Genomic DNA, 26,421 nt, shown 5'->3' on the forward strand with positions numbered 1-26,421 from the left:
AAGGAGCGATTAGGAAATGAATGAGGTACAAATAATTGGTACGGGAAGTTATGCTCCTCTAAACATTATGACTAATCATCAGTTATCAGAAATTGTAGATACATCTGATGAATGGATAACTTCTATGACTGGTATCAAGGAGAGGCATATATCACAAGGTGAAAACACTTCGGATTTAGCCATAAAAGCGGCATTAGAGGCATTAAAGGATGCAGGGGTTAAACCTTGTGATATAGACCTTATTATTCTTGCAAGTACATCGCCAGATCAGTTCCTTCCGGCTACGGCATGTATAGTTCAAGGGAGTATAGGAGCAGTTAATGCCATGGCTTTTGATATATCAGCAGCATGCTCGGGGTTTATATTTGCCATTAATATAGGAATGCAATTTCTTAGAACAGGTCAATGTAAAAGAGCTTTAATAATAGGTGCTGAGGTGCTATCAAAGATTGTTGATTGGACAGATAGAAACACTTGTGTACTATTTGGAGATGGTGCAGGCGCAGCAGTAATTGAAGCAGGTGGTACGCGTGGGATTATTTCTGTAAATTCATCTTCAGAGGGTGACAAGGGTGATTATTTAACTTGTCCAACTGTAGATGTAAAAAACACTTTTATAAGTGGAAATGAAGATTTTAAAGCAACATTAAAGATGGATGGCAAAGAGGTTTTTAGATTTGCTGTAAGGGTTATTGAAAGTAGTATAAATAAAATTCTTAAAGAAAATAATTGTACACTAGAGGATATTAAGTACGTGGTTTGCCATCAAGCAAACTTAAGAATAATAGATTTCATTATTAAAAGATTGAAAGCTGACAAAAATAAATTTTATATAAATTTAGATAAGTATGGCAATACATCAGCAGCAAGTATAGCTATAGCTTTAGACGAAATGAATAAAAAGAACTTACTTACTGCTGGAGATAAAATTATACTTGTAGGCTTTGGCGGTGGATTAACCTATGGAGCTGCATTAATAGAATGGACAATTAACAAATAAAATTTTAGGAGGAATTATTAATGATATTTGAAAAAGTTAAAAATGTAATAGTTGAACAATTAGGAATAGACGAGGTAGAAGTTACAATGGAGGCAAATTTCGCAGATGATTTAGGAGTAGATTCACTTGAGATATTTGAAATTGTAATGTCCCTTGAAGAAGCTTTTGAAATTGAAATTCCAAATGAAGATATAGAAAATATTAAAGATGTAAAGGGAATTGTTAAATATATAGAAGCAAAAATGAAATAATAGTAATTTGGGGTTAGATAATTAGAGAGCTGAAATACTGAGCATTTTTCTATAATTATCTGACCCTAACTATATGGGTTAAGGAATAAAGGAGGGGTAAAATGTTTAATTCCGTATTTTTTAAAGAATTAGGTGTGAAATATCCAATAATACAAGGTGGAATGGCTTGGGTTGCAGATAGTAGTTTAGCATCAGCAGTATCTAATGCGGGGGGCTTGGGTATTATAGCAGCGGCTAATGCACCGGTTGATTATATAAGAGATGAAATAAGAAAAGCAAAAAAATTAACAGACAAACCTTTTGGTGTGAATATAATGCTTTTAAGTGATAATGCAGAGGAAATTGCACATCTTGTATGTGAAGAAGGAGTTAAGGTAGTTACCACAGGTGCTGGAAATCCAGGAAAATACATGGAACTTTGGAAGTCGCATGGAATTAAGGTAATACCAGTAGTTGCATCTGTTGCTTTAGCTAAGCGTATGGAAAGAGCTGGAGCAGATGCAGTTATAGCAGAAGGTTGTGAATCTGGAGGACATATTGGTGAACTTACAACTATGTCACTTGTTCCTCAAGTTGTTGATGGAGTAACTATCCCTGTGATTGCAGCAGGCGGTATAGGTGATGGACGTGGTCTTGCAGCAGCCTTTATGCTTGGAGTACAGGGAGTTCAGGTAGGTACAAGGTTCTTAGTAGCCAATGAATGTACAGTTCATGAAAACTACAAAAAGAAGGTATTAGCTGCAAAAGATATAGATGCAGTGGTGACAGGAAGATCTACAGGACACCCTGTTAGAGTTTTAAAAAATAAGTTATCAAGACAATTCCAAAAGCTTGAGAAAGAAAACGCTCCACTCGAGATATTAGCAGCATTAGGTGAAGGATGTCTTCCAAGAGCAGTAAAAGAAGGCGATGTAGACATGGGATCTGTTATGGCAGGACAAATTGCAGGCCTTATAAAGAAAGAACAAAGCTGCAGTGAAATTATACAAGAAATGTTTAAAGAGGCAGAAGAGACCATCACAAAATTTAGATAAAAGATAATATTATTTAACATATATGAAATCAAGTAATAAATAAAATAGGAGGAAAATTATGAGTAAAACTGCTTTTATTTTTCCGGGACAGGGAGCCCAATATATTGGTATGGGCAAGGAATTATTTGAGAATATAGAGGTATGTAAAAATATATTTAATATAGCAGATAAAGAACTTAATTTTAAGTTAAGTAAACTTTGTTTTGAAGGCATAGAATCAGAACTAAATATAACTGAGAATACCCAACCAGCTATTTTGACTACTAGTATTGCAGCACTTATGGCATTAAGAGAATGTGGCATTAAATGTGATGTAACTGCAGGTCTTAGTCTTGGAGAATACTCAGCACTTGTATGTAGCGGGGCTATGGATTTTAGAGATGCTGTAAAGCTTGTTAAAAAACGTGGAAGGTTCATGCAGGAAGCAGTGCCAGAAGGGATAGGAACTATGGCAGCTATTTTGGGATTAGATGCTAATTTAGTCAAAGTAGCTTGTAGTGAAGCAAGAACTTCTGGAATAGTAGAAATAGCTAATTTAAATTGTCCAGGACAAATAGTAATTGCCGGGGAAATAGCAGCAGTAGAACTTGCCTGCACTCTGGCTAAAGAAAAGGGTGCAAAAAGAGCAATGCTTTTATCCGTAAGTGCACCTTTTCATACTTCTATGCTAAAACCAGCAGCAGAGAAATTAGAGATGGAACTGAGGAATATAAGTTTTAAAGAATTTAATATTCCAGTAATGACCAATGTTAATGGTGATTATGTAAAGAGTAGGGAAGATATAAAAGATAATTTAAAACTTCAAGTTATGAGTTCTGTTTTATGGGAAACAACTATAAGAAATATGATAAAAGATGGTGTGGATACCTTTGTAGAGATAGGACCAGGGAAGGTATTAAGTGGATTTGTTAAAAAAATAGATAGAAAACTGACAGTGGTGAATGTAGAAGATTTGGCATCTTTAAATAAAGCAATAGAACATCTAAAGAGTTAGAACCATTATGGAGAGAATAAAGGAGTGCAGATTAATGTTAAGTGGAAAAACAGCAGTAGTTACAGGGGCAAGTCGTGGTATTGGAAGAGCTATAGCTATAAAGCTAGCGAAACTTGGAGCAAATGTAGTCCTTAACTATAGAAACAGTGTAGGTGGAGTACAGGAAGTAGTAAAAGAAATAGAAGCTTTAGGATCTAAGGCATTAGCTGTTAAGTGTGACATAAGCAGTTATAGTGGTGTTGAGAATATGATAAAAAAATGTATTGAAGAATTCGGAAGGCTAGATATTCTAGTTAATAATGCTGGTATAACAAAAGATGGCCTTTTAATGAGAATGAAGGAAGATGACTTTGATAGCGTTATAGATATTAACCTTAAGGGTGCTTTTAATTGCACAAAGCATGTTTCGGCCATAATGCTTAAACAAAGAAGTGGAAGAATAATAAATATATCCTCTGTGTCTGGGCTTACAGGAAATGCAGGGCAAGTAAATTATTCAGCTGCAAAGGCAGGTATAATAGGCATGACTAAAGCAGTTGCTAGAGAATTTGCAAGCCGTGGAATTACTTGTAATGCAGTAGCACCAGGATATATTGCAACAGATATGACTGATGTACTTCCAGACAAGGTAAAGGATGTTATAATGGGTACTATTCCACTAAAGAGGCTGGGATGTCCAGAGGATGTTGCAAATGCAGTAGCATTTTTAGCCTCAGAAGAAGCTTCATACATAACAGGTCAAGTTATAAATGTAGATGGTGGAATGGTAATGTAGTAAAGCAACAGTTAATTACGATTTTAAGGAGGTTTCACACTATGAAAAATAGAGTTGTTATAACGGGAATGGGAGCAGTCACTCCTATAGGAAATGACGTAAATAGCTTTTGGAACAATGTAAAAGAAGGTACTTGTGGAATAGATGTAATTAAGTCTTTTGATATTTCAGAATATAAATGTAAAATGGGTGCAGAAGTTAAGGATTTTGATGTAACAGTTGCCTTAGATAAAAGAGAAGCCAGGAAAATGGATAAATATTGTCAATATGCAATGGTAGCAGCTGATGAAGCTATTAAAAATTCAGGACTTGATTTAAATGCTATAGATAGTGAAAGATTAGGAGTAGTAGTTGGTTCAGGAATAGGTGGAATTGGTACTATTGAAAAGGAACAAAATAAGCTAATGGAAAAGGGACCAAATAGAGTGTCACCATTTTTAATACCTATGATAATAGGAAATATGGCAGCTGGAAACATTGCAATAAAGTATGGTGCTAAAGGCATGTGTACTAGTGTGGTTACAGCTTGTGCTACAGGAACAAATGCAATAGGAGACGCTTTTCACTTGATTCAAGATGGAAGAGCAGACATAATAATAGCTGGAGGATCAGAGGGATCAATAACTCCACTAGCTTTAGCAGGTTTTACATCTTTAACAGCTTTAAGTAAAAGTGAGGATCCGCTAAGAGCATCGATTCCATTTGATAAAGAGAGAAGCGGTTTTGTTATGGGAGAGGGTGCAGGTATAGTTATACTTGAATCTTTAGAGCATGCAGAAAAAAGAAATGCGAATATATATGCAGAGATGAAGGGCTATGGATCAACTTGTGATGCTTATCATATAACTTCACCAGCACCGAGCGGAGAGGGTGCTGCAAGGGCAATGGTAATGGCACTTAAAGATGGGGCTGTTAAAGCCGAAGAAGTATCTTACATCAATGCTCACGGAACAAGCACTCCATACAATGATAAGTTTGAAACAGCAGCTATAAAAGTGGCTTTTGGAGAATACGCGTATAAAATACCTGTAAGTTCAACAAAATCTATGACAGGACATCTTCTTGGAGCTACGGGAGCAATAGAAGCTATTGTTTGTGTAAAAGCATTAGAAGAAGGTTTTGTACCGGCAACTATAGGATATAAAGTGGCAGATGAAGAATGTGATTTAGATTATGTTCCAAATCGCGGAAGAAAAGAGAGTCTACAATATGCGATGTCAAATTCCTTAGGATTTGGTGGTCATAACGCTACTATATTATTAAAAAAGTGGGATGGTAAATAATGATGGATTATAAAAATATTGAACAGTTAATTAAAACCGTTAGTGATTCACAACTTACCTCTTTTGAAATAGAGACAGAAGGCATAATGATAAAAATGGAGAAAAAAGAGAAACAGATAGTAGTAGAAAAAATGACTAGCTACGTTGCACCTGTAGAAAAAGTAACTGGGGATTCATTAAATACAGAAAATATAGCTGTAAATGGGTTGCCTTTAGAAAAACAAGATAATAATATGGCTATCACAATAGAAAATGCAGCGAAGGTAATGCTTGAGGAAAATTTAGTTATAGTTAAATCTCCAATTGTTGGAACCATGTATACTTCTCCTGGTTCCGATTCAAACAATTTTGTAAAAGTTGGTTCGAAAATTAATAAGGGAGATACACTTTGCATTTTAGAAGCGATGAAACTTATGAATGAAATTGAAAGTGAAGTAGATGGGGAAGTCGTAGAAGTATTAGTATCGAATGGTGACATGGTAGAGTATGGTCAGCCGTTATTCAAAATACTCAAAAAATAAAGGTGGAGACATTAATATGGAAAATATAAAAAGTACTACTTTAAATATAAAACAAATTCAAGAGATTATTCCTCATAGATATCCATTTTTATTTGTAGATAAGGTGGAGGAATTAGAACCAGGGAAAAGAGCCGTAGGATATAAAAATATTACTATGAATGAGTATTTTTTTCAAGGTCATTTTCCAACGGAACCAGTAGTTCCAGGAGTAATAATTATAGAGGCGCTTGCACAAGTCGGAGCGGTAGCACTACTAAGTATGGATGATTACAAAGGCAAAATTGCTTATTTTGGTGGTATTAATAAAGCTAGATTTAGAAAAAAAGTTGTTCCAGGAGATGTACTAAAACTTGAAGTAGAAATAATCAAAATGAAGGGACCTGTTGGAATTGGAAAGGCAGTAGCTTCAGTAAATGGAGAAAAGGCGGCAGAAGCTGAAATTACGTTTGCCGTAGGTATTTAATATTTTAGTTAATAATTTTAAGTGCAGGGAAGGTAAATAGTATGTTTAAGAAGATATTAATTGCTAATAGAGGCGAGATAGCGGTAAGAATAATTCGGGCTTGTAATGAGATGGGTATTCAAACTGTGGCAGTATATTCTGAGATAGATAAAAATGCTCTTCATACTCAAATGGCGGATGAGGCTGTATGCATTGGACCTGCTAAATCTGTAGATAGTTATTTGAATATGCAAAATATATTAAGTGCAACAGTGCTTACAGGTGCAGAGGCAATTCATCCTGGTTTTGGATTTTTGTCTGAGAATAGTAAGTTCGCACAGATGTGTGAGGAATGTAATATAAAATTTATAGGACCAGATTCAAGTAATATGGAGAATATGGGCAACAAGGTGAAGGCTAGAGAAATAATGATTCGTGCTGGAGTTCCCGTAGTTCCTGGCTCAGAAGGGGCTGTGGCTACTGAAGCAGAAGCTTTAATGTGGGCTAAAAAAATAGGATATCCACTAATGATAAAGGCCTCAGCAGGGGGGGGTGGACGTGGTATAAGAATTGTTAGAAAACAAGAAGAGCTTATACCCGCCTATAATACCGCTAAAGAAGAGTCGAAAAATGCTTTTGGTGATGATACAATGTATATGGAAAAATTTATAGAAGAACCAAGGCACATAGAGTTTCAAATACTTGCAGATGAGCATGAAAATGTTATTCATCTCGGTGAGCGGGATTGCTCTATCCAAAGGCGGAATCAAAAGGTAATAGAGGAAGCGCCAGGACCTGTAATGACAGAAGAACTTAGAAAACAGATGGGTGCGGTTGCAGTTAAAGCGGCTAGCTCTATTAATTATAAAAATGTTGGAACAATAGAGTTTTTACTAGATAAGCATGGGGAATATTATTTTATGGAGATGAATACCCGTATACAGGTGGAGCATCCAATAACTGAAATGATTACCGGGGTAGATTTAGTTAAAGCTCAGATAAAGATTGCTTCGGGACAATTGCTTTCTTATAAACAAGAGGATATAAAAATTCAGGGTCATGCTATTGAATGTAGAATAAATGCAGAAAATCCTTCCAAAAATTTTATGCCTTGTCCAGGTGAAATAAAATCACTTCATATTCCTGGAGGATATGGGGTAAGAATTGATAGTGCAGCGTATCAAGGTTACAAAATACCACCTAATTATGATTCGATGATAGGAAAACTCATTGTACATGGTAAAAACAGAGAAGAAGCGATATGTAAAATGAGAAGGGCCTTAGGAGAGTTTATAATAGAAGGAGTAGATACTAACATAGACTTCCAATTTAAAATAATAAATAATGATAATTTTATAAAAGGAAAATTTGATACTAGTTTTATTAGTAAAGAATTTAAAGATATTTAAAAACTAGATAAATGCATACTGAAATTTATTACTAGGTATGCTTTTAGAAAGGGGTAGCTATATGTTTGAATTTAATCGTATATTTAAAAAGAACAGGTATATTGAGGTTAAAAGTTTACAAGATGAAGATGGTGAGAATAAACCTAATATTCCGACCGGAATGTGGGTTAAATGTCAAACTTGTGGTAAAATTCTTTATAGTAAGGATTTAGAGAATAGTATAATGACTTGTGAAAATTGTAGAACTCATTTCAGAATTGGTGCTAAAGAAAGAATAAATTACACCATAGATAGTGAGACTTTTATAGAATATGATAAGAATATGATCTCAGACAATCCCATAGATTTTGAAGGATATGAAGATAAGCTTCAAAGTTTTCATGAAAAAACATCATTAAATGAAGCTGTAATAACTGGAGAAGGAAAGATAAATGGTTATGATACAGTAGTTGCAGTGATGGATAGCAATTTTATGATGGGAAGTATGGGGTCTGTTGTTGGTGAGAAAATTACAAGGGCTATTGAGAGAGCAACAGATGCTAAAAAACCAATTATTATATTTACAGCCTCAGGGGGAGCTAGGATGCAAGAAGGGATATATTCTCTAATGCAAATGGCTAAAACTAGTGCTGCGATTGCGAGGCATAATAAAAATGGCTGCCTTTATATAACAGTTCTAACAGACCCGACTACCGGAGGAGTTACAGCAAGTTTTGCAATGCTTGGAGATATAATAATAGCTGAGCCCAACGCACTAATAGGTTTTGCAGGTAGAAGAGTTATTGAACAAACAATAAAGCAGCAATTACCTGATGACTTTCAAAGGGCTGAATTTCTGCTCCAAAAGGGTTTTATAGATAAGGTAGTGGATAGAAAGGCAATGAAAGATACTTTAACGCAAATATTAAAAATTCATTCATAGCTAATAGAAAGAGCTAAAAGCAACGATAGGGAGTGAGATTTTATGGTAACTTTACCTTTTGAAAAGCACATGTATGAACTTAAGAATAAAATAGATGATTTAAAGAATTTAGCAATAGAACAAAATATAGATTTGGGAAAAGAAGTAAGGCAGCTGGAAATTAAGCTTTATAATATGCAAAAGGAAGCCTATAAAAATTTAACTGCCTGGGATAAGGTAAGTATTGCAAGGCTTGTTGAACGTCCAACTGCTCTTGATTATATAAATCTAATTTTTGATGGCTTTATGGAGCTTCATGGAGACAGATATTATGGGGATGATGCAGCTATTGTAGGTGGAATAGCTGAAATTAATGGTGTATCTGTAACTGTTATAGCTCAGCAAAAGGGTAATAATACCAAGGAAAACATAAAGAGGAACTTTGGGATGCCAAATCCTGAGGGGTATAGAAAAGCCTTAAGACTTATGAAACAGGCAGAAAAATTCCATAGACCAGTAATCTGCCTTGTAGATACTCCAGGAGCAAACTGTGGAATAGGTGCAGAAGAAAGAGGACAAGGAGAGGCAATTGCTAGGAATCTTATGGAAATGTCAAATTTAAAAACACCAATAATTTCAATAGTTATAGGCGAAGGTGGAAGCGGTGGAGCTCTAGCAATGGCTGTAGCTGATGAGGTTTGGATGCTCGAACATGCAATATATTCCATTTTGTCGCCAGAAGGCTTTGCTACTATATTATTTAAAGATGCAAGTCGTGCAAAAGAAGCAGCTAATGAAATGAAAATAACAGCTCAAGATTTAATTAATTTTGGAATAATAGATAGAATTATCAAAGAACCTTTAGGTGGAGCACACACTAACGTAGGTGAGATGGCATTAAGTATTAAACGTAACCTAGAAGAGTCAATTAATAGATTGATAGGGGAGCCTATAGAGTCGTTACTAACTAAGAGATATTATAAATTTAGAAAAATTGGAAAAATAGTAGAATAGCAAATAATTTATAATGATGATATAAAGAAAAGTATATATACTTTTCTTTTTTTTGGGTATTGTGGTGTTTGTATAAATCATACATAATAGAAGAGTAGAATATACTACTTATAAGAATTGCAAAGGGGAATAAAGTTATGGCTAAAACACTTAGTGATACAATTTTAGTAATAGATTCAGGATGCGATTTACCTTTAGGGTACATTGAACAAGAGAATATAGTAGCTTTAGGGTTAATATGTAATTTTAAAGGTGAAGCAATTCAGGATGATTTCGGGAAGAATTTTATTCGTAAGGATTTTTATGATGCTTTAAGAGAAGGAGAAATGCCTACTACATCACAGATAAATAGCGAAAAATATGTGGAGGTCTTTAGAAAGTATGTACGCAATCGTAAATCTATCATATATATTGCTATGTCTTCTGCACTATCCGGAACTATAAATAGTGCGAATATAGGTAGAGAAACTATACTTGAAGAATTTCCAGAGGCAGATATAAGTATAGTTGATAGTAAATGTGCAAGTCTTGGGCAAGGACTTTTAGTTTATTATGCTTATGAGATGTTGAAAGAAGGAAAATCAAAAAATGAGATAGTTACTTTTATTGAAGAAAATAAGCTTAAGATTAACCATTGGTTTACAGTTAACGATTTAAATCATCTAAAAAGAGGTGGGAGAATATCAAGTTCAGCTGCAACCGTTGGTACACTATTAAGTATAAAACCCGTTTTGCTTATGGACAATGAAGGGAGACTTACCACCTTTTCTAAATGTCGAGGAAGAAAAAAAGCAATACATACTTTAGCTGAAAAATTCAAGGAAAGAACAGACCCAAACAAACAGCAAGTTATAGCCATAGGTCATGGGGATTGTATGGAAGACGCATTGCTACTAGAATCTTTGGTTAGAGAGCATGGGAATGTCAAGGACGTGATTTTAAATTACGTGGGTACGGCAATAGGGTCGCATACAGGGCCAGAAATATTAGGCTTATATTTTATGGCTGAGGAAAGATAATAGTTAATAAATAACGTAAGAAAAATCGCAATTATAATTTATATTTATAAAGTAAAAGGGAGATGTACTAGTACATCTCCCTTAAAATTATTCTGTTTCTTTTCCTAATTTCTTAGATTCTTTAGAAACTCCGATTTCATTGGCAGTTTCCATTTTCATTTTAGATAATTCTTTTTTTGTTTTTGGGTTTGCCTTTTTGTTATCCTTACTATTCTTGTTGTTTTTATGTGACATTATTTACCCCTCCTTTTATGTTTTTGAGTTAAAAACGATTATTAAGCGTTTTGATCTCAAATAATAAACATCTCTATTTTAACTATAACCAATTTTATGAATTGTATTCCAGGTAAGATTATTGAAACAGGAATTTTAGTGATATAATTAATCAAAATAAAAATATTTACATAGGAGGAATTAAATTATGAATAAAAATATAGGGTTTATAGGCTGTGGCAATATGGCACAAGCTATGATAGGTGGAATAGTAAAATCAAAATTAGTTTCGAGTGAAAGTGTAATGGCAAGTAATCCATCAAATAAGAATTTAAATAAGGTAAAAGAACAATATAATATTATAGTAACTAATGACAATAAGGAAGTTGCGAAATTTTCTGATATAGTAATACTAGCTGTTAAGCCTTATAAATATCTTGAGGTTATTGATGAAATAAAATCGTATTTAAAGAATGAAGTAATTATAGTAGCTATAGCTGCAGGAATAACTTTAGAGGATATGAGTAATACACTAGGTGATAATGCAAAGGTTATAAGAACTATGCCAAATACTCCAGCACTGGTTGGAGAGGGAATGAGTGCAATCTGTGCTAATAGAAATATAACTAAAGAAGAATTGAAAGAAGTAATAAATATTTTTGAAAGTTTTGGTAAGGCAGAGATATTAGAGGAAAAGCTTATGGATGTTGTTCCGGCAGTAAGCGGCTCATCTCCAGCTTATGTGTATATGTTTATTGAAGCGCTAGGTGATGGTGCAGTGCTTAAAGGTATGCCAAGGGACAAGGCCTATAAAATGGCAGCACAAGCGGTGCTCGGAGCAGCTAAGATGGTGCTTGAGACTGGAGAACACCCAGGGAAACTTAAAGACAATGTATGCTCACCAGGAGGAACTACAATAGAGGCAGTATATAGCTTAGAAAAGAATAATTTTAGGGGTACGGTAATTTCAGCAATGGAGAGTTGTACAGATAAGGCGATAGAAATGGGTAAAAAATAAAAAGTTTATACTTTGTTTAGAATTAGTTTATAGAAAGTAGAGACATGTACTTTAAAATGGAATTATGAAAGATTTTCATGTTAGTAAACTAATTAAAAGCAACGGGAGATGTTATAAAGTGAAATTTAAGAAAAAAACAATGATGGGAATAAGTTTTGTTATAGGCACTATAATGTTTACAACCACAGCTATTGCTCAGGTAGCAACAAAAAGTGGATATGATCAGCTTAAAGATTCTGTAAAATATACAGCAGAAAATTGTGCCACTAAAATTTCGAACTATACTATGGATATGTCATTTATTATAAAGGACAATAGTAAAGTTATTTATTCAGAAAATTCTATTGATAAAGTGGATGTAAAAAATGGAGCTAAGGAATCTGTATCAACAGGATTACATGGTATAACTAAGACAGAAGGTTATAACTACAATGATAAAATAGGTTCTATATATAAAAATGATGAACAAAATGTTTATTATGAAACTGAATTTACAAGCCCTCACGAAAATGATGCTTTCAGTAACCCTTTTGAAGAAGACGGAGTTGCTGATTTGGAAAAAATTGCAGATGCTCTTGTGGGAAACTTAAAAGACTCTGTAGTAGTTACTGAAAATGCAGATGGAACTAAAATACTATCGGGCTCTTTAAGTGAATCCCAAATACCAGCCCTCGTTGATGCAGTGGTATCTTATTATGCTAAGAGTCAATTTGGTAATAATTATAATAATCCTAATAAGGATAGTACCATGCCTAAAATAACAAAGGATGTATTTGTAAGTGAAGTTAAAGGAAATATGACAACAAATAAAGATGGATTCATTCAAAGTGTGCTTGGTAGTGGAGTGATTTCTGGTAAAGATGAAAGTGGCACAGAGCATAAATTAACTTTCGAGATGTTAGTAAAAATAACTAATGTTAACTCAACTAAGGTGAGTAGACCAGACCTTACTGGTAAGAAAGTAGAAAAAAGTGTAGAAAAAGATTATAGTAAATTATCTAATCCTGAAAAATATTTAGGGAAATACAAAACAGATATTTTAATAGAAAAGGAAGGAAAATTTGTTAAAATAGGTGAAAAATTTGTAGATGTTACTGCAATAGATGATAAAGGTATTAGTGGAAGACATTATGAGGAATATGCAAAGGGCTATGAAGAATATGCAACTAATAAAAAAGACTTCAAGTTTGATTGTAAATTTGAAAATGATCAATTTAATGCGAATTTTAAAGTTGATGATTCATCAAAAAACAGTGTGCAAGGGAATATATCTATAAATACATTTTCAGCCAATATATACTTTAGCACAGGTGAAAACAGAAGCGGAAGCATGATGTCTGATGATCAGTACAACAAGGTATTTAACTAATAATAAATAAAAGAAAATAAGTAGCAAGTCAAAAACCACCATATTGACTTGTTATTTATTTTAATGTAAATGGGGGGGAGCGCAAATGGAGAAAGCTATTGAAATTAAAAACCTTTCCAAGGTATATAAAAATGGAAGAGGTATAACAGATATTAATATTGATATACATAAGGGCGAGATATTTGGGTTTTTAGGACCTAATGGAGCGGGCAAGACCACTGCTATGAAAATTATGACTGGACTTATAAAACCAGACAGTGGAGATGTTAAAATTTTAGGACATAGTATAGTGGAAGAATACGCAGAGGTAATGAAAAATGTAGGGTGCATTATAGAAACTTCGGAATCTTATCTTTATTTAACAGCCTATGAAAACTTAAAACAAGTTTCAAGATATTATAAAAATGTTGATGCGCAGAGGATCCATGAAGTTTTAGAAATGACAGGAATGCTAAAATACAAAGATGAGAAACCAAGAAAGTTTTCTCTTGGAATGAAACAAAGATTAGGAATAGCAGCCGCAATTTTATCAAGGCCTCAGGTGATTATCCTAGACGAGCCCTTAAATGGACTTGATGTTGAAGGAATGATTGCTATGAGAAATATAATAAAAAATATAGTAGAGAAAGAAAATGCTACATTTTTTATATCAAGCCATCTTATTCACGATGTAGAACTTACTTGTACCAATATTGGGGTATTATACAATGGACGGATGCTTAATGTAGATACCATGAAAAATATATTAAACAATTATGCAACACTAGAAAATTATTTTGTTAGTGAGGTAGAAAGAAATGGTAGAATTTAAAGCTTCTTTAATAAATGAAATTGAAAAGTTATACAAAAGAAAAAAAGTTTTAGTGGCAGTTATTATATCGCTTATTTTCATAATACTCGGACAGTTATCTATGGTAGTGCTAAGAAATGGTTTTGGAATACGTGGAGTTTCCAGTATGGAATTTCCAATACTTGTACTTGCTGTAGTGGTGAATACTATTTTGCCGCTATTTACTGCTCTTGTCACCATAGAAAGTTTTTCTGGAGAATTTTCACAGAATACCATGAAGATTGCAATTACAAGACCTATTTCGAGATTAAAATTTTATGCATCTAAGTTAACAGCAATTATGTTATTTATACTTGCAAACCTTTTATTTGTAATGATTTTTTCAATGATAGCGGGTGTTCTTTTTAATTCCAATTCCTTTACGCTACAAAGTTTTATAAGAGTTGTAATTTCTTATATAGTAACTTTAATGCCTATGGTAATATTATCAATAATTATTGTGTTTTTTACAAATGTAATTAAAAGTGGAATAGGCGTATTTTTCCTATCTATCTTTGTTTTTGTTACGTTTAAAGGTCTGGGAATTGTTTTAAATAGATATTCTGGTTTGTTTATTACATCTATGATGAACTGGTATACGTTATTCATTATGGAAACTATTCCTGTTTTTCAAATATTTCTTAAGTTTATGATGATGCTCAGTTATGGTATAATATTTTTTACAGCAGGGTATTATTTATTTGATAAAAAAGAATTCTAATCCATTTTGAGGTGAAAAATGAATATAAAGAAACGGTTAATTCTATCCAATACTATAACTATAGTAATTCCTTTTGTGATTACAGCTTTAGCGGCTTTTGTATTTATTTTTGTTTCTTCAAGAATTTTAAATAAGGACATAAGTTATGGTGATTTTAAAACATCTATATTCATAAAAACGGAATTGTCTGATACTAGAAATTCTATATGGAAACAAAATATTGGTGATTTAGAAGACAAAAAAGTTCAACAAGATTTATACAAAAGGCTATTAAATATAAATGGAGATCTTATAATTCTTAAAAATAATAATGTTATATATTCTTCTAAGGATGTAAATAACATTGATATAGAAAAATGCTTAATAGAGGGTAGTGCTAAATCTAAAAAAAAATTAGTGAAAATTGATAATATAGATTACCTGGTGGAAGTAGCTCAACTTAAATTTAAAGATGAAGCTTTGGGTAATGCAATATTATTGGCACCAACTTTTGAGTATTCAGGTGTTTTTGAAGTGCTTATTCTATTTATCCTTGCAGTATTTATTGTTACGTTTATAGTGGTTAACATATTTATGTCATATATGCTTTCTAAGAGAATAATAAAACCACTATCTCTTTTAAAAACTGCGGTAGGTGGTATCAGTAAAGGGGATTTGGGTCTTGAAATAATTGAAGTGGGGGACAAAGAAATTGTGGACTTGTGTGCTGATTTTGAAAAGATGAGAGTACAACTTAAAGATTCCATTAGTTTGAAAAAAAAGTACGACGATAATCGGACAATGCTAGTTTCTAGCATATCACATGATCTAAAAACACCTATAACTTCGATAAAAGGATATGTTAAAGGTATTTTAGATGGAGTGGCAAATACTCCTGAAAAGCAAGAAAGGTATCTAAAAACTGTTTATTCAAAAACAGAACAAATGGATGTTATGATTGATGATTTGCTCTTATATTCTAAATTAGATTTGAGTCAGCTGCCTTTTAATTTTGAAAAAACTGACATTATAGATTATTTTAATTATTGTATTATTGAAAGTCAACTAGAACTTGAGAAATCTAACATAAAAATTCGTCTTGAAAATGACTTGAAGATATCAAAATACGTTAAAATTGATAGAGAAAGATTCATGAGAGTTATACTGAATATAATTGATAATTCTCGTAAATATATGGATAAAGAGCAAGGAGAAATTATAATACTACTTAGGGAAACTAATTCTAGTATTATTATTGAGATAAGAGATAACGGTTGTGGCATTGAAGAAAATGATGTAAATAAAATTTTCGATAGGTTTTACAGAGCAGATTCTGCAAGAAGCGAAGCAAATGGTAGTGGACTTGGACTTGCTATTGCTAGACAAATTGTAGAGGGACATAAAGGGAAAATATGGGCAGTAGGTCATAAAGATAAGGGTACAAGCATTTTGATATCGTTTGGGAAAATATCAGAAGAATAGAGGGATATTATGAAAAAGATTTTAATAGTTGAAGATGATTTAAGTATTGCAGAACTGGAAAAAGACTATTTAGAGCTTGAAGGCTTTGAAGTACAAATATGTAATGATGGCGTTGATGGCTTAAATGCTTTAAAAACAAAGGGCTTTGACTTATTGATTCTTGATGTTATGCTCCCCAAAATAGATGGATATACTATTTTGCGTAGTTTGCAAGAAGAGAAAGATATTCCAGTGTTATTGGTATCTGCAAAAAAAGAAGATATAGATAAAATAAAAGGGCTCAGCCTTGGTGCAGATGACTATATTACAAAGCCATTTAATCCTAGTGAGCTAGTGGCTAGAGTAAAGTCACATATAAGAAACTATGAGAGAATAAAGAATAAATTTACAACTCCAATTAAAAGTAACACAATTATAATAAGAGGGCTAGAAATAAAGAAAGAATGGAGACAGGTATTAATAAATGGGTCTGAAGTAAATTTAACTCAAAAGGAATTTGAAATATTATTGTATCTAGCTGAAAATCCAAATAGAGTATTTAGCAAAGATGAATTATTTGAAAAAATTTGGGGGTTTGATGCACTTTCGGATACTGCAACTGTTACGGTTCATATAGCAAGGGTTAGAGAAAAAATTGAAGCATCTACATCGGAACCTCAATATATTGAAACTGTTTGGGGAAGTGGATACAGACTTAGGGTATAAACATACCCTAAGTCTGTATTTTTTCGTGGACCACCATATTTCTTTAGAAATTATTTGTAATGAAAATTAAATATTGTGAATATATATTTTGGAGTGACGTTAAAACCTATTGACTTACGAACAAATGTTCGCTATAATGTGACTATAGTATTAATAATAAAAATACATGAAAAGTATTTTAAATATATAGTTATAATATTTTATAGTAGATTGAATTAACAGATGGGTTTTGATTTTAAAGAACCACTTTAGTGGATTATTGGAGGTAAACAAATGGAAAATAAGGATTTATTGGTTAAGATTAATTATACACAAGAGGGTAATGATAGTTTGCAAATAATATATACTTCAAGTACTGAAAAGGCTAAACATTCTTCTAAGTATTTAATTTGTGGAGGAAGGTACAATAGAAATGGTGGAACTATAATGTTTAAAGCTAAAAACATAGAAGAAGCGGCGGAAATAGCTAATAATAATCTTGTAGCTAATGCAGGGTCTAATAGATATGGTACTCTAAAAGTGGTTATTTAATAAATAATATGTAACAAGTTAAGATGCCTCAGTTTTTTTATCATAAAAGGATATTCTGGAATTTCAGAATATCCTTTTATGACGTGTATTAAATAGTAGACTCTATATTTTAAAAATAACACTATTACAACATTATATTCAATTTTCCATATAATTATATATCATATTCAGTAATAAAATATATAATATTCGGGGAATAAAGGGGAGAGTTTAATTGGAATAATAATACATATGTTATAAAAAATGGTACAATATATGTATTGAATTTAATCTAATTAATATGTAAAGTGGTGATGTTGTATGAAAAAGTCTATTAAAATATTGGCAGTTATATGTATCTTTATAGCCACCATTATCAGTACAATAATTATTAATATCCAGGATGACAATTATAGTAGTAATAAAAATGTAGGGGTTAAAATACAAGAGGGTAAAAATATTACCCAGGATAGTGAAAAGATAGAAGTTACTAAAGCTATTAAAGATGTTAAAGACACCAGCAGTATTGAAGTTAGTATTGTAGCGGTGGGTGATGTAATAGTTCATGATGAACAGCTAAAAGCTCAGTACGATAAGTCGATAGGAAAATACAGTTTTTACAATAATTTTAAATATGTGAAATCACATATAGAATCGGCAGACATTGCTCTTGCAAATTTAGAAACTACCTTAGCAGGCGAAGAGAAAAAATATACAGGGTATCCACTCTTTAACTCACCTAGTAGTTTAGTAGATGCTATGAAAGATTGTGGCTTTGATATTTTATCTACGGCTAATAATCATACTATTGATAGGGGTAGTGAGGGTGTTTTTAGTACTTTAGCTGAGATTCAAAAAAGAAATCTTAAAGCGGTGGGGACAAGGGAAAATTTAAGCGAAAAGCCGTACATAATACAAGATGTAAAAGGGATAAAGATAGGAGTTATAAGCTATAGCTATGAAACACCGAGAAATGGAAATGATAAAACGCTGAATGCAATAAAAATACCTAGTAAGGTTACAAATCTAATAAATACCTTTAGTTATGAGTATATTGAGGAGGATTTAAATAAAATCAAAGTTCAAATTGATGAAATGAAAGGACAAGGTGCAGAAGCAATTATTTTTGTTATTCATTGGGGAAATGAATATGAAAGAAAGCCTAATGTTCATCAGATTAGCATTGCAAATAAATTATGTGATTTTGGAGTAGACGTTATTCTAGGAAGTCATCCGCATGTAATTCAACCTATTGAATTTATAACCTCAGAAAAAACAGGGAAAAGGTCTCTTGTGGTTTATTCTATGGGTAATTTTATCTCGAATCAGCGATATGAATATACAGACAATAGATATACTGAGGATGGGATAATAGTAAATATAGATATTGAGAAAAGCGTGTCATCAAATGAAATTATAATAAGTGCAGTATCTTATATTCCGACTTGGGTGAATAAATACAGTGATAATAGTAAATTGGTATTTGAAATATTACCATTGGGTGATGCACTGGCAAGTAAAGGGAAATATGATCTTAATGATGATATAGAAGTATGGAGAGCTTCCAATTCATCTAAAAACACGCAAATTTTAATAGGCGAGAATAGCGAAATATTAGAGCAAAAGGTACAGGAAGTTATGAATTAAATTAGTAAAGCTAAAATGTTATATAATTATTTTAAAGTAGTTTACAAAAATTAATGGATATAAGTTTGAATAATTGAAATTATAAACTATAATGAAGGGTGAATCATCAATGAATTTGATGTTTTGAATAATTTCAATTGGGAGGAAAATATAATGAACAAATTAGAACGGAATGATATTTGTTGGTGTGGCAGTGGTAAAAAATATAAGAAATGCCATATGGAACAGGATACGTTTATAAGTAATATAGAGAAAAAAGTAGGTTACAAAATACCTAGAGATATTATGAAAACAGAAGAGCAAATAGATGGTATTAGAAAAAGCAGTAAATTAACACATGAGATACTTGATATGGTTTCTGAAAGAATTAAAGCGGGAATAACCACAAATGAAATAAATACGTGGGTGCATGAATATACTATTGCACATAATGCATATCCTGCACCGCTAGGCTATTCTGGGTTCCCGAAAAGTGTATGTACATCAATAAATGATGTAATATGCCATGGTATACCTGATGACACAGTACTAAAGGATGGCGATATAGTTAATGTGGATGTGACTTGTATATTAGAGGGCTATTACGGTGATGCCAACAGAATGTTTATAATTGGGAAAGTTTCTAAAGAAGTATCAGATTTAGTACGTGTTTCAAAGGAATGTCTAGATCTTGGTATAGAACAGGTTAAACCATATAACACCCTTGGAGATATAGGATGTGCCATTCAGGAGCATGCAGAAAGTCACGGTTATTCCGTAGTATATGATTACGGTGGGCATGGTGTTGGACTGGAGTTTCATGAAGAACCTTTTGTGCCTCATATAGGTAAAAGGGGAGAGGGAATGATAATACTTCCTAATATGACATTTACCATTGAGCCTATGATTAATATGGGTAGTCCTGAATCTGATGTGCTTGAAGATGATTGGACAGCTGTTACAGTGGATGGTTCATTGTCATCCCAATGGGAACATACAATACGGGTTACTGAAACTGGATATGAAATACTAACTTAAAATTGTATAATTCATTAAAAACACTCCCATTTATTGGGGGTGTTTTTTTGATTTTTATTCTATAATTACTTTTCCACTTTAATTATGTATATATATTCATCTAAGGGAAAAGATTCTTTTTTCCAACTTTTATAATAAGAAAAGTATATTTTACATTCGCCAGCACTTATACCTTTAAATTTCCAAATAATTTTAATCGTCCCTCCTATTATATTTGGCCTGTTAAAATCATATATTTTTTTCTCTTCTAAGGAAACAATAGAAGGGTCAGATACTGTGTAAAACCAACAATAACCTGTAGAGGGAGATTCCGTAAGTTCTATAATCATATTATCATTTAAATGGATAATGTTTATAAGCTCATGGCTCAAAACATTAGTATTTAATTTAAAATCGTCATATTCTATATCCAAGTAATCACTCTCCTTAAAGTAACTGAGTATTAAAAAAAATTATGCCTATTACTAGTCTTTGTAAAATGAATTATTTTATCCATGTAACAACATTATTATAAATTTTGTTCTAGTGGTTATATTTGACGTTTCATAAGAAAAAAAGACAAAAAAATTTGGTATAATGATACATAAGTGTATGATTTAAATAAAGCTTTTGAGAGTAGATACAAAAAAATAAACATATGAATTTAATGTAAATATATGTTATACTTGTAAAGTAAAAATTTTTAAAACATTTTTAATTAATTGTTATATATATTTAATTGAAATTGAGGAAGTGATTATAGTGGAAATTATCAACAATAGATATAGAATAATAAAATGTTTAAAACAGAACAGGGTAGTTTCCAGTTATGTAGTAAATGACATAATAAAAAATTATGATACTATACAATTAAATATTCTTAATTCAGAATATATACAAAAGGAACTAATAGAATTATATACAAAAGAGTTTATAAGTTTAACTAATTTAGAATGCAAAAATATAATATCAGTATATGATTTTGATTTAGTTAATCTTTTAGATAATAAAAAATTAAATGAGAGAGTTTATTTTTATACATCTGAGTATGTTGAAAACAATTCTAGTATTCTAGATATTGTATGTGGTATGGGAAGTGAAAAATTATTAAATTTATTTATAGAATTTTGTCAAAGTATAAATTATCTACATTTAAAAGGATTTAAATATGGAGATATAAATTTATCTAATATCATAACTGAAAACAACTTATCCAGTAAAAAATATAACATTAAATTTAAAGATCTGGCAACAGTTGAACTCCTAAAACATAGTCTGTGGAAAGATGAAAATAACGAGGATTATTTTAGGGCACCAGAATTATTACAAGGGAAAAACACAAGCATTACTAGTGACATATATTCACTAGGGATATTATTAGTTATTATATATATTAAAAGTAAAAACAACAATTTTTTTATTAATGAAGAAATTAACCCCATTAATGAGTTCAAATCTCAAGTGTTTTTTAATGGGAATGAAGATTTTAATGTAAGCATTAAAAAAGTTATTGAAAAAATGGTCTGCAGTGATATTTCAAAAAGATATGAAACTATTACAGATCTAATAATTGATATAAATATTCTTTTTCATAAGAATTATTTAACACATAGAAAAGCAGAAACAGAAAAATTGAGTTTTAATTTAAAAATGATAGGTAGAAATGAAGAAATTGATAATGTTATTAACATTTATGAATCTATTAAAAATAAAAACAATTATAATTCTACTATCTTAATTCATGGGGAATCAGGCATTGGAAAAACACGATTTCTTAAGGCATTAAAATATCGTTTTTCTCTTAATAAGGTAATTGTTTATAAAAGTTATATGCTGAATGCTTCCACTAAAAATAGTAACAGTGCCCTTGTTGATATATTAAAACAATTTATTTCTGAATGCGAAACAGAAGTATTAGAAAGGTATGAGTCAGAACTTGTGAAATTTATACCTGAACTTCGAGAGGGTAAAAATATAATATCTTCAGAACCTTTAAGTGGTGACAAAGAGAAGTTTAGGCTTATAAATAGAACCACAGGTTTTATAGAAGAATGTATAAATAACATCCCTATAGTAATAATTATCGATAATTTTCATTTAGCAGATGATTTTACTATAGAACTCATAGAATATCTTATAAGAAAAAAACTACCTAATAAAAACATTATGGTTATAATATCTTACTGTGATGGAGAATGTATACAAAATAACAAGTTTACAGAATTTATGAAAAATATATCTATGAGTAGTGGTGTAAACAATATTTTTTTAAAAGAACTAGGTGAAAAACAAGTTGGTGAAATGATTCAAAACATGCTAAGTATGCCTAATATACCTTATAAATTAGCTGATAGTATATATGAAAAAAGCAAGGGTAATCCATTATTTGTTGAAGAGATTATAAAGAGTTTTTTTAACAAGAAATATATTTATGTAAATGAAGAACAAGGCTATTGGACTAAGGAAGATGAGCATTCTAATTTTATAATGCCCTCAGATATGCATGAAGTACTATTAAGCCAGATTAAAGAAATGGAACAAACTAATTATGATATTTTGAAAACAATATCAATATTTAAAAGTGCAGTTTCTATAGAAATAATTAAAAGTTTTATTGAAAATCATTATGTAGATATAGATAATGATATTGAAGAACTTGTTTGTTCAGGAATACTATGTAAAAAAATAGAAGATAGAGGTTTTGTATTTGATTTTTACAATAAGTTTCTAAAAACTCTTATGTACGAAAAAATCAGTGATGATGATAGAAAACCTATGCACACACTAGCCGCAGAATTACTCCAACATCAATATGCACAGGGTGGTACAGAATATATTGAGGAATTAATTTATCACTTAGAAAAATCAGACCAGAAAGGGAAGATTATTGATTATTGCATTGAAAATGCAGAAAGAATGAAGGTGCTAAAAAATAGAAGTGATGCAATAAAAAACCTAACTAAGGCTATATCTATAATGGATTATTCATGGGATCCCATTAAGAATATAAAGATTATTATGGATCTTGCGAATTTACATGAACAAGAAGGACATATTGATTTAGCTATAAAGTACTACCTATCCATAGATAAGTATAAAAAAAATACAGAGCTTCACATCTATATAATAGATAGCTTAATTAAAGTGGCAGGAGTGTATTTAAGTAAAAATAATATGGACAAGACTGTTCATTACATTGATAAAATTCAAATCATGTTAGAGAGTGTAGATTATCTTTCAGGAGAACTTAAATGTCAAGGGATTTTGGCTTCTGTATATGATATAAGACAGGAGTATAAAAAAGTACAAGCTATATGTAACAGATGTATAAAACTGTGTATAGGAGAATACGAAGAGCTAATAGCCATATTTTATAACCATAAGGGCATAGTTTATTTAAGAAGTGGTAGAGCAGATGAAGCTTACACAATTTTTAAAAAAAACCTAGAGGTATGTAATAAATATAATAATATTAACGTGCTAATAAAGTCTTTGAATAATATAGGTGTTATTTATGGGGATTATTATCAAAACGATGATCAAGCTATAAAATATTTTCTGCAAATAAAGGATATATGTGAAAAAAATAATATGAGTAGTAGTGAGGTAGATGCGCTAATAAATATCGGTGCTACATACTGCTCAAAAGAGCAGTATAAAATATCCCTACAATATTTTGTTGAAGCATTAGGAAAGTGCAAAAGGTATGACTACGAATCTAAGATTTTTTATTGCTATAGTTCTCTTGCGGGTGTTTATTTAAAGCTTGGTGATTATGCAAATGCTGTTAATTATTATGAACTATGTAATAAAGAACTAGAAAACTATCCTGATCAAGGTAAAGATATAGGTGAGTTTTACTTTTTGGCTTCTAAAATTAACTATAAATTAGGAGATTTGAAAAAGGCTCAATTTTATATACAAAAGGCACTAGATTTATATGAGAATGATGAGTGTATATTCAAGTGGCAGGCTCAAGTTTTAAATCAGTATATAGTGTTTCAATTAAGAGAAAATGAGGGAAACATAGATGAAAATATCCAAAACATTATAACTATAGCTAGCAAAATATCATCTATGGAGAATAGACTTAATATATTTTATGATGTAATAATATTTTTATATGAAAACGGTAAAAAAGAATATATTTCTATTATTCACAGTGAAATAAGCAAAATAGATATTGATATCAAAGAGAATCGGGTGTATGTTAAAAAAATATACGTTGATGGGTTAATTGAAAAAAAGAAGCGTATTAAATTTTTAAAAGAAGCTATAGAATATTCAAAAAAATATAAAGAAATTGATATATATTGGAAAATATATACTTCTATTGGAGACTACTACTTTGATAAAAAGGATTATTTGTATGCAGTAATTTACTATTTTGAAGCTTGTGGTATTTTAAAGGATATAATTTTTCAATTACCGGTTAAATATAGATTATCTTACATCAAACTAAATAATGGGTTGAGGCCTTTTAATAGTTTTTTAGCCATTAATGATTATTATAAGACTAATAAAGAGTCTGAAATCTTAGAATTTAAGCCTGTTAATATTAACGATGAAAGTGAATTATTATATTTATTAGAGCAAGTAAATCATAAAGATATTCTGAAAAATAAGAATTTTATAAAGGCTATAAAAAAAATATATTCTTCTTCACTACGCGATGATATTCATGATATAAGTGATGTGTTAGAAAATTTAGGAGAGTATAATGCAAAAAACTTAGAACTCATAATAGATTATTTGTCCTATATAACGTTAGCCACAAGAGGAACTATTATTATAACGGATAATGATAAAGAGTACAAAGTTATTGCAGCTAGTGACAGAAAAACCGAGTTGCCACAAAGTCAAGAAGAATTATCTAAAATTTTTGGCAGAGAGAAACCTGTTTTAGTAATGGATGCTGCCATAGAACAAAATATGAATGGAAGTGCAAATAGTATTCATAATACTTTAAAGGCATCTATTTGCATTCCGATTATTATGGGAAATATAAGTGAAAATGAATTTATGAAGAATGAAAGAAGAAAAAACACACAAGGCACCAAGCAGGTAATTGGATATGTATATATTGAATCACAAAGAGTGTTAAATAATCTTAATAGTGATAGTATGAAAAAATGTATGGAACTTAGTAAGGTTATAGGTATAATAATTGAAAAATATAAGCTTAGATTAAGTGCTTCTATTGATAAATTGACGGGAACTCTTACTAGAAAATATTTAGAAGAGGCCTTAGATGAACAAATTGAATTAGCAAGTCAAACGGGAGGTAAGTTTTCTCTTATTATGTATGACTTAGACCACTTTAAAATGGTAAATGATAAGTTTGGGCATAGGACAGGAGATTATGCGTTAAAAAAGGTTTGTGCTATTGTTATGAATAATCTAAGAGATACAGACATTGTAGGCAGGTACGGCGGAGAAGAATTTATCGTTATTCTACCAGATACAGATATTCGCGATGCTGAAATTGTGGCTGAAAAGCTACGCTTCAAAATAGAAGATGAAAAAATACTAGACAATAGACGGGATGTCACCGTGAGTTTGGGGGTTGCTACATATCCCATTCACGGAGAGTGGCAAGATGAATTAGTTGAGAGAGTAGATCAGGCTTTATATGTGGCAAAAGAGCGGGGAAGAAATAGATACTCTATTTGGAGCAGTGAATTTTCTAAAAAGGCTAAAAGAACAGATAGACTTACTGGAATAATATCTGGTAATGCAATACAAGACCATAGAAATGTACTTGCAATGATAGAATTAATTGAGCTTATAAACGTAAAAACAAGTAGGGAAGATAAGATATATAGTTTGCTGGGTAGAATCATTGAAATTACAGAAGCACAAAAGGGTATTTTATTTATTATGGATGATGGAAATATTATTCAAAAGTATTCAAGGGTGAATTGTAAAAATGAATGGGTAGACAACAATGCATATAACGAGAACATAATAAAGTCTGTTATTTTTAGTAAACAAGGAGTTTTTAAAATAGATTGGGATACGATAACTGAGTATGATAGGGTAACAGGTGCGCCCAATTGGCAGTCGATTATGGCTATTCCACTGATTCAGGGTGATATAGTAAAAGGTGTATTATATTTAACAGAATCAACGACGAAAAAAGAGTTTGGCTTTGAGGAGTTTAATTTTGTAAATACTCTAGGTAAGATAATAGTTCCAATACTATAGAATTAAAACACTCAGTAGCTTAGCTACTGAGTGTTTTAATTCTATAGTAACAATTTAAAAGTAATTTTATTTTTTATATGTAGCATAGACAGAATAAAAATG

At 31.3% G+C, this 26,421-nt stretch carries 24 protein-coding genes; 22 read left to right on the forward strand and 2 right to left on the reverse strand.

Annotated features, from left to right (window positions below):
* Positions 1–16: 16 nt before the first annotated feature.
* The 12 genes from JJD95_RS06745 to JJD95_RS06800 all read left to right on the forward strand — a co-directional run bounded on the left by JJD95_RS06745 (position 17) and on the right by JJD95_RS06800 (position 10,643).
* Entirely contained in the window at positions 17–1,000 is a 984-nt protein-coding gene (locus JJD95_RS06745) for a beta-ketoacyl-ACP synthase III (RefSeq protein ID WP_291641615.1), read from the forward strand.
* Positions 1,001–1,020: 20 nt separating this feature from the next.
* Positions 1,021–1,251 (forward strand): acyl carrier protein, encoded by a 231-nt coding sequence (acpP, locus tag JJD95_RS06750; protein WP_291641616.1) that lies wholly within the window; start codon positions 1,021–1,023, stop codon positions 1,249–1,251.
* Between the two features lie 101 nt (positions 1,252–1,352).
* Positions 1,353–2,285, forward strand: coding sequence for an enoyl-[acyl-carrier-protein] reductase FabK (gene fabK, locus JJD95_RS06755; RefSeq protein WP_291641618.1), 933 nt, complete (start codon positions 1,353–1,355; stop codon positions 2,283–2,285).
* A 58-nt stretch (positions 2,286–2,343) separates the two neighbouring features.
* Positions 2,344–3,279, forward strand: coding sequence for an ACP S-malonyltransferase (fabD, locus tag JJD95_RS06760; protein WP_291641620.1), 936 nt, complete (start codon positions 2,344–2,346; stop codon positions 3,277–3,279).
* A gap of 34 nt (positions 3,280–3,313) precedes the next feature.
* The gene (gene fabG / locus JJD95_RS06765) at positions 3,314–4,054 is read left to right on the forward strand and encodes a 3-oxoacyl-[acyl-carrier-protein] reductase (RefSeq protein WP_291641622.1); all 741 of its coding nucleotides are present in this window, start codon (positions 3,314–3,316) and stop codon (positions 4,052–4,054) included.
* Between the two features lie 41 nt (positions 4,055–4,095).
* Positions 4,096–5,337: a beta-ketoacyl-ACP synthase II gene (fabF, locus tag JJD95_RS06770; RefSeq protein WP_291641624.1), complete on the forward strand. Its 1,242-nt coding sequence runs from the start codon at positions 4,096–4,098 to the stop codon at positions 5,335–5,337.
* 2 nt (positions 5,338–5,339) lie between these two features.
* Positions 5,340–5,858 carry an acetyl-CoA carboxylase biotin carboxyl carrier protein gene (accB, locus tag JJD95_RS06775; RefSeq protein ID WP_291641667.1) on the forward strand — a complete coding sequence of 173 codons (519 nt, stop codon included), beginning with the start codon at positions 5,340–5,342 and terminating at the stop codon, positions 5,856–5,858.
* 16 nt (positions 5,859–5,874) lie between these two features.
* A complete protein-coding gene (fabZ, locus tag JJD95_RS06780) occupies positions 5,875–6,321 on the forward strand; it encodes a 3-hydroxyacyl-ACP dehydratase FabZ (RefSeq protein ID WP_291641626.1) in 447 nt (148 codons plus the stop codon).
* Positions 6,322–6,362: 41 nt separating this feature from the next.
* Positions 6,363–7,709, forward strand: coding sequence for an acetyl-CoA carboxylase biotin carboxylase subunit (locus JJD95_RS06785; RefSeq protein WP_291641628.1), 1,347 nt, complete (start codon positions 6,363–6,365; stop codon positions 7,707–7,709).
* A gap of 61 nt (positions 7,710–7,770) precedes the next feature.
* Positions 7,771–8,631: an acetyl-CoA carboxylase, carboxyltransferase subunit beta gene (accD, locus tag JJD95_RS06790; protein WP_291641630.1), complete on the forward strand. Its 861-nt coding sequence runs from the start codon at positions 7,771–7,773 to the stop codon at positions 8,629–8,631.
* A 42-nt stretch (positions 8,632–8,673) separates the two neighbouring features.
* Positions 8,674–9,624 carry an acetyl-CoA carboxylase carboxyltransferase subunit alpha gene (locus tag JJD95_RS06795; protein WP_291641631.1) on the forward strand — a complete coding sequence of 317 codons (951 nt, stop codon included), beginning with the start codon at positions 8,674–8,676 and terminating at the stop codon, positions 9,622–9,624.
* A 137-nt stretch (positions 9,625–9,761) separates the two neighbouring features.
* Complete coding sequence (locus JJD95_RS06800) at positions 9,762–10,643, forward strand: DegV family protein (protein WP_291641633.1); 882 nt, start codon at positions 9,762–9,764, stop codon at positions 10,641–10,643.
* Between the two features lie 87 nt (positions 10,644–10,730).
* Here the strand turns inward: JJD95_RS06800 and JJD95_RS06805 are convergent, their stop codons facing one another.
* Positions 10,731–10,877 (reverse strand): small, acid-soluble spore protein, alpha/beta type, encoded by a 147-nt coding sequence (locus JJD95_RS06805; protein ID WP_291641634.1) that lies wholly within the window; start codon positions 10,875–10,877, stop codon positions 10,731–10,733.
* 187 nt (positions 10,878–11,064) lie between these two features.
* Here JJD95_RS06805 and proC point away from each other — a divergent pair, with 187 nt between their 5' ends.
* The 9 genes from proC to JJD95_RS06850 all read left to right on the forward strand — a co-directional run bounded on the left by proC (position 11,065) and on the right by JJD95_RS06850 (position 20,133).
* Positions 11,065–11,874 (forward strand): pyrroline-5-carboxylate reductase, encoded by an 810-nt coding sequence (gene proC / locus JJD95_RS06810; protein ID WP_291641636.1) that lies wholly within the window; start codon positions 11,065–11,067, stop codon positions 11,872–11,874.
* A 118-nt stretch (positions 11,875–11,992) separates the two neighbouring features.
* Entirely contained in the window at positions 11,993–13,243 is a 1,251-nt protein-coding gene (locus JJD95_RS06815; RefSeq protein ID WP_291641638.1) for a hypothetical protein, read from the forward strand.
* A gap of 85 nt (positions 13,244–13,328) precedes the next feature.
* Complete coding sequence (locus JJD95_RS06820) at positions 13,329–14,054, forward strand: ABC transporter ATP-binding protein (RefSeq protein ID WP_291641639.1); 726 nt, start codon at positions 13,329–13,331, stop codon at positions 14,052–14,054.
* The gene (locus JJD95_RS06825) at positions 14,041–14,793 is read left to right on the forward strand and encodes an ABC transporter permease (protein ID WP_291641641.1); all 753 of its coding nucleotides are present in this window, start codon (positions 14,041–14,043) and stop codon (positions 14,791–14,793) included. Before JJD95_RS06820 ends, JJD95_RS06825 begins: the two co-directional genes overlap by 14 nt.
* Positions 14,794–14,811: 18 nt before the next feature.
* A complete protein-coding gene (locus JJD95_RS06830; RefSeq protein WP_291641643.1) occupies positions 14,812–16,254 on the forward strand; it encodes a HAMP domain-containing sensor histidine kinase in 1,443 nt (480 codons plus the stop codon).
* Between the two features lie 9 nt (positions 16,255–16,263).
* On the forward strand, positions 16,264–16,959 hold the full coding sequence (locus JJD95_RS06835; protein WP_291641644.1) for a response regulator transcription factor: 696 nt from the start codon (positions 16,264–16,266) through the stop codon (positions 16,957–16,959).
* A 273-nt stretch (positions 16,960–17,232) separates the two neighbouring features.
* The gene (locus tag JJD95_RS06840; RefSeq protein ID WP_291641646.1) at positions 17,233–17,490 is read left to right on the forward strand and encodes a hypothetical protein; all 258 of its coding nucleotides are present in this window, start codon (positions 17,233–17,235) and stop codon (positions 17,488–17,490) included.
* Between the two features lie 300 nt (positions 17,491–17,790).
* Positions 17,791–19,116: a CapA family protein gene (locus JJD95_RS06845; RefSeq protein ID WP_291641648.1), complete on the forward strand. Its 1,326-nt coding sequence runs from the start codon at positions 17,791–17,793 to the stop codon at positions 19,114–19,116.
* A 153-nt stretch (positions 19,117–19,269) separates the two neighbouring features.
* A complete protein-coding gene (locus JJD95_RS06850; protein WP_291641650.1) occupies positions 19,270–20,133 on the forward strand; it encodes a methionyl aminopeptidase in 864 nt (287 codons plus the stop codon).
* Positions 20,134–20,198: 65 nt separating this feature from the next.
* On the opposite strand, the gene JJD95_RS06855 is transcribed toward JJD95_RS06850, so the two are convergent.
* Entirely contained in the window at positions 20,199–20,546 is a 348-nt protein-coding gene (locus JJD95_RS06855) for a protease inhibitor I42 family protein (protein ID WP_291641652.1), read from the reverse strand.
* 328 nt (positions 20,547–20,874) lie between these two features.
* On the opposite strand from JJD95_RS06855, the gene JJD95_RS06860 reads away from it, so the two are divergent.
* Positions 20,875–26,319 carry a diguanylate cyclase gene (locus JJD95_RS06860; RefSeq protein WP_291641654.1) on the forward strand — a complete coding sequence of 1,815 codons (5,445 nt, stop codon included), beginning with the start codon at positions 20,875–20,877 and terminating at the stop codon, positions 26,317–26,319.
* The last annotated feature ends 102 nt before the right edge of the window (positions 26,320–26,421 follow it).

The sequence above is a fragment of the Clostridium sp. genome (assembly GCF_016650035.1).
Lineage (GTDB): Bacteria > Bacillota > Clostridia > Clostridiales > Clostridiaceae > Clostridium_AD.